The organism is Curtobacterium sp. B8, assembly GCF_000333315.1.
Classification (GTDB): Bacteria; Actinomycetota; Actinomycetes; order Actinomycetales; family Microbacteriaceae; genus Curtobacterium; species Curtobacterium luteum.
In genome coordinates, this window is the sequence record NZ_BACW01000323.1 from 1 (window position 1) to 4857 (window position 4857).

Annotated in this window: 6 protein-coding genes; 2 read left to right on the forward strand and 4 right to left on the reverse strand. The window is 74.8% G+C overall.

Going from position 1 to position 4857, the window contains the following annotated elements; translation table 11 throughout:
• A partial coding sequence (locus I59_RS07900) for a molybdenum cofactor guanylyltransferase (protein WP_031273343.1) occupies positions 1–525 on the reverse strand: 525 nt, incomplete at its 3' end.
• Between the two features lie 87 nt (positions 526–612).
• On the opposite strand from I59_RS07900, the gene I59_RS19520 reads away from it, so the two are divergent.
• A complete protein-coding gene (locus tag I59_RS19520; protein WP_042726570.1) occupies positions 613–891 on the forward strand; it encodes a DUF4190 domain-containing protein in 279 nt (92 codons plus the stop codon).
• 24 nt (positions 892–915) lie between these two features.
• Here the strand turns inward: I59_RS19520 and I59_RS19525 are convergent, their stop codons facing one another.
• The 3 genes from I59_RS19525 to I59_RS22770 all read right to left on the reverse strand — a co-directional run bounded on the left by I59_RS19525 (position 916) and on the right by I59_RS22770 (position 3900).
• The gene (locus I59_RS19525; protein ID WP_261976540.1) at positions 916–2823 is read right to left on the reverse strand and encodes a glycosyltransferase family 39 protein; all 1908 of its coding nucleotides are present in this window, start codon (positions 2821–2823) and stop codon (positions 916–918) included.
• Between the two features lie 252 nt (positions 2824–3075).
• The gene (locus I59_RS07915; protein WP_022903399.1) at positions 3076–3720 is read right to left on the reverse strand and encodes a TetR/AcrR family transcriptional regulator; all 645 of its coding nucleotides are present in this window, start codon (positions 3718–3720) and stop codon (positions 3076–3078) included.
• A 24-nt stretch (positions 3721–3744) separates the two neighbouring features.
• A complete protein-coding gene (locus I59_RS22770; protein WP_175327567.1) occupies positions 3745–3900 on the reverse strand; it encodes a hypothetical protein in 156 nt (51 codons plus the stop codon).
• Positions 3901–4010: 110 nt separating this feature from the next.
• Here I59_RS22770 and I59_RS07925 point away from each other — a divergent pair, with 110 nt between their 5' ends.
• On the forward strand, positions 4011–4577 hold the full coding sequence (locus tag I59_RS07925; protein WP_022903401.1) for a TetR family transcriptional regulator: 567 nt from the start codon (positions 4011–4013) through the stop codon (positions 4575–4577).
• The last annotated feature ends 280 nt before the right edge of the window (positions 4578–4857 follow it).

Sequence of the window (4857 nt, forward strand, 5' to 3'; positions counted from 1 at the left end):
GCGCCGACGGCACCGGACCTCGACGAGGTCGAGCGTTCCCGTGAAGCGACGGAGCGACGCGCCGTCCACCTCGTCGAGCGCGTCGACCGCGGCGCGGAGGGGCGCTGACCGGTAGCACGCGAGGAGGGGCTGCCGCCGCCCGTCGTCGTCGACGGCGATCCACCCGTCCGCCCCCGGGGTCGTCCCCGCGCGGAGCACCGCCACCGCTTCCGCCGGACGGACGAGGTCGCACGCCAGCACGAGCGTGGTCGGGGCGCTCGCCGGGATCGCACGGAGGGCCGCCGCGAGCCCGCTCACCGGACCGCCGAAGGGCGGTTCCTCGTGCACGAGGACGGCGTCGGCAGGAGCACGGGCGGCGTCGCGGAGGCCCACGACCACCAGTCGCTCGGCCCCCGTCGCCGCGGCGACGGCACGCTCGAGGAGCGTCCGTCCGGGGCTGCCGAGCGCTGCCTTGTCGAGGCCGCCGAGCCTGGTGGCGCGGCCGCCGGCGAGGACGACGGCGTCGAAGGGGTGCGGCTGGGACACACCGGCACGGTACTCGTCAGGTGCGGCACCCGGCCTGGAGGCACGGCTCGGCTCCGGCGGTGAGGATCGCTCTGTACCGTGGTCACGATGGACGGTCAGGACGCGGAGGTGACGCCGCCGCGGTCAGCAGCGCCGCGGACGAACGGGATCGCCGTGGCTGCGTTCGTCGTCGCCTTCGTCGGCGGGTTCGTCGGCTCGGTGCTCGGGTTCGTCGCGCTGCGGGAGATCCGCCGGACGGGCGAGGGCGGGCGGGGCCTGGCGACGGCGGCGATCATCGTGGGCTTCGCCCTCACCGCGGTCGTCTGGGCGGCGGGCATCGCGATCGCCGTGTCGATCGTGCACCAGAGCGGTACCGCACCGGCGTGACGACCGCGGGCGCCGTCCGCCGGGTCAGCGGCAGCGCACGAGCGTGAACGACGAGCCGGCCTGGTCGCCGAACGGGTTCGTCGACCGCGGGTGCCCGACGGGGACGGCGCCCCAGCTGCGCACCGTCCGGCAGCCGAGGGCGTCGGTGGCCTCCACCACGGGGTCGGTGGGTGACGCCGAGGGAGCGAGCACGAACAGCCGCTCCGCGCCCGAGGCCACGAGCCGGTCGACCTGCGCGACGGTGAAGACCGGGACGTGGCCGGAGAACCCGCCGTCGGTGAGGACCTCGCGCCCGGTGTCGCCGATCACGTCGGCGGACACGCGCCACGAGTCGGTCATGAAGAGCGGAGCTCCGTCCCGCCCGCCGCCCGCGCGCTCGGCAGTGGTGATGAGTGCCCGCTCGGCCGGGGTCAGCGTGGAGTGCCCGCCCCAGACGTCCGGGGCGGAGACGCGGAAGGCCGAGCTCGGGACGACGCTGCGGTCCGCGCCGAGCATGCCGCTCCTGGCGAGCGCGAAGGCCCGGTCCGGGGTGCGCCCGCCGAACGCGTAGGCACCCGTGCCGACACCGACCGAGGCGTCCCCACCGCTGCCGTCCCGGGCCGCGTCGAGCGCCTGCAGGGAGAAGCACGCCGGGCCGAGTACGACCGACGCGACGAGCAGCGCCGCAGCGGTGCGCCGTCCGCGTCCGTGGGGTCGCACCGACACCCCGCCCCAGCGCACGAGGAGGGCGATGAGCGCGGCGATCGTCGCGCCGACCGCGACCGCGCCGAGCGCCACGGGCTCCGACGACGAGCGTGCCAGCCACGTCCACCACGCGCCCTGGACGACGAGGAGGGCGACCGGCACGACCCGGAGGCGCCGGTCGGCGGCTCCGACCATCCCGGCCGCACCCCACCAGCCCACGGCGCCGAGGAGCGCCAGTTGCACGCCGATCCCGGCCACGTAGGCGGTGTGCGGCAGCCGCATGACGGACAGCACGACGGTCGCGGTGACCAGCCACACGACGACGGCGACGAGCGCGGCGAAGGCGGGGCGGGCCTCCCGGCCGGTGCGACCCGGCCACCAGCGGGCCGCGCCGATGCCGATGCCGGCGAGTGCAGCAGGCCACGACCACCCGACCTGGCTCGCGTAGCGGGGGGAGAACAGCTGGAGGAGTGTGCGGCCGCCTGCGTGCTGCCCGCTCCCGACACCGTGGGAGGCGTGGCCGAGGTGCGATCCGGCACGGGCGAACGCACCGCCGATCGTGCTCACCGCACCCGGCCAGATCCCGGGCAGGAACCGGTCGAGGCCGTTGTATCCGAACACCATCGCGAACACGCTGTCGTCGGTCGACCCGTCGACGTACGGGTGGTCCGCAGCGGGGAGGAGCTCGACGACGACCGACCAGGCGAGGCTCGCCACGAGCGCCGACGCGACGAGCACCGCGACGTGCCCGAGTGCGCGGCGCCAGCGGACTCCCGGGACGGCGAGGGCCACGACCGTGCCGACGACGAGCGCCGGCAGGACGAGCCAGGCCTGCAGCATCTTCGCCTGGAAGCCGACCCCGACGAACAGGCCGGCGAGCAGGAGCGGCCACGACCGCCCGGTCAGGACCGAACGCTGCCACCAGACGAGGGCGACGGCCAGCGCCATCGTCAGGAGTCCGTCCTCCATCGGGTGGCCGAACATGGAGACGAAGATCGGGGTGGCCGCGGCGAGGGCTGCGGCGACGAGGCCCGCCCGGGCTCCGGCCAGACGCAGGCCGACCACCGACACGGCGAGCGTCGTGACGGCGCCCTCGACGACCTGGGGGAGCGCGAGCGCGGCGGTGGACATGCCGAACAGGTGCACGCTGATCGCCTGCGGGACCGCGAAGCCCGCGAGCTTGTCCAGCGTCACGGTGGCGGACGGGTCGAAGGAGCCGCTGAGGAACGCGGGGAGGGACTCGGACATCGACCGGGCGGCCGCGGGCGTAGAACTCGGAGTCACCGCCGCGGGCGAGGTTCCAGCTCGTCAGGACGGCGCCGAGGACGACGACGGCCACGAGGACGGCCTGGTGCCGCCGGGTCTGGTGCAGCCAGCGGGCGGGTCGCGTGCCGGTGCGGTCGGACGTGCTCATGGCGGCACTGTGCTGCGCTCACCGATGAAGGAGCCGGACGAGCACCGATGCGACGCATCGGGTTCACTCAGGAGGCGTTCAGTGGATCAGCGCCGCGCGGGTGCGGCTGCGGTGGCACGGGCGATGATCTCGTCCACACGAGTCGCCGGCACCCCGACGTCCCGCAGCACGATCGCCCAGCTCGAGCAGAGCGTGTCCTCGATCGGGGTCCGGCTCAGGCGGTAGAGCGCCGCGGCGTGGGCCCCGAGCGCGCCGACGAGCAGCCGGCGGGTCAGGACCGATCCGTCGACGTCGGTCCGGACGTCCCCGTTCGCGACCGCGGCGGCGACGTTCGCGCGGACGAACGCGACGGCGTCGGCCGCGCGTGCCGGGGCCATCTCCTCGTGGTGCTCCAGGAGCAACCGGATCGCGCCGTGGGCGATCGGGCTCGTCGCGTCGAGCCGGGCACCGGCCACGAGCGCGGTCAGCAGGGCGTCGAGCCCTGGCGCCTCCGTGGCGCGGACCTCGTCGAGCGCGGCGCGGAGGCGGTCGAAGTGGGCGTCGAGCACCGCGGCGGCGATGGCGTGCTTCGACGGGAACTGGTCGTACGGGATCGCCGACTTCGGCTTGCCGAGCACGGCGGCGATCGAGGCGAACGTCGTACCCGCGTACCCGTGGCGGGCGAACTCCCGGGCCGCGGCCTCGATGATGAGGCGTCGGGTCCGCGCTCGTTGCTCCTCGCGCTGGCTCATCCGACGATCCTAGGCAGGGTGGGATCAGGGCACCTCGACCGGGACCCCGCGTCGGGTCAGGTGGTCGCGCCCGAAGCCGCAGTCGCACACGACGGCGATCGACTCGCCCGTCGTCAGCAACTCGAACCGCTCGAGGTGCAGCACCTTCGAGCGGTCCTCCGATCCCGTCGTCCCGCTCACGTGCATGTCCCCTCGACGCCCTGATCGTCCGGTAGACGAGCGTATGCCGAGTCTGTACCGGGCCGGTACCCCTCGGACGCGGGTGACCGCTGCACCGGTAGCGTGTCGGCATGCCCCGCTTCACCCCGCCGCCGGCCGACGCCGTCAGGGCCCGCCTGCTCGACGCCGCGCGGGACGAGTTCGCCGAGCACGGCGTCACCGGCGCGAAGGTCGAGCGGATCGCAGCGGCTGCGGACAGCAACAAGGCACAGCTGTTCCACTACTTCGGCGGGAAGGACGGCCTGTACGAGGCCCTCTACGTCCAGACCGTGACCGGGCTCGCCGCCGAGGTCCCCCTCGACGTCGACGACCTCCCCGAGTACGCCGGCCGCCTCCACGACGTGCTGGTCCGACGGCCGTGGGTCCAGCGGCTCACCACCTGGCACCGACTCGAGGGACGTGCGATCGAGGCGCTCGCCGAAGCCCGGGCCGAGTCCGTCGCGGCCGTCGAACGCGCGCAGCGGGCCGGCGTGCTCCCGCGGTCGTTCCGGCCCGCGGTGCTCCTCGGGCTCGTCGAACAGCTCGCGGCGTTCTGGGCCGAGACCGCACCGGAGGGTGCGGCGCTCGTCGCCGCCGTGGCGCCGCCGCGCCGGCGGCAGGTCGTCGTCGACGCCGTGGCGGCGCTGCTCGCGCGCTGAGGCGCATCCTGCGCTGACCCGCGCCGACCGGAGTCTCGTGGACGGGCTGGGGCGCGAGTCGGTCGTGACCACCCGACGGACGGGAGGCACGGTGCAAGACCGCCCCGCGCCTCCCGTCCGGATCGTTGGTTCCTGGTACGAACCATCGCCCTGATCGGGGCTTTTCGACGCCCGAGGCGTGTGCCCCGATCGGCGTACCCCGGAACGGTCGGTCCGCCCCCCGAACGGAGGTCTCCTGACGCACCCGGACCTCGGAATGCGCTCAGGAACACCGTTCGTT

Coding starts and splice junctions, on each gene's coding strand:
- I59_RS19525 (WP_261976540.1), bottom strand. CDS start 2,823: ATGTCCGAGTCCCTCCCCGCGTTCCTCAGCGGCTCCTTCGACCCGTCC.
- I59_RS19520 (WP_042726570.1), top strand. CDS start 613: ATGGACGGTCAGGACGCGGAGGTGACGCCGCCGCGGTCAGCAGCGCCG.
- I59_RS07915 (WP_022903399.1), bottom strand. CDS start 3,720: ATGAGCCAGCGCGAGGAGCAACGAGCGCGGACCCGACGCCTCATCATC.
- I59_RS07925 (WP_022903401.1), top strand. CDS start 4,011: ATGCCCCGCTTCACCCCGCCGCCGGCCGACGCCGTCAGGGCCCGCCTG.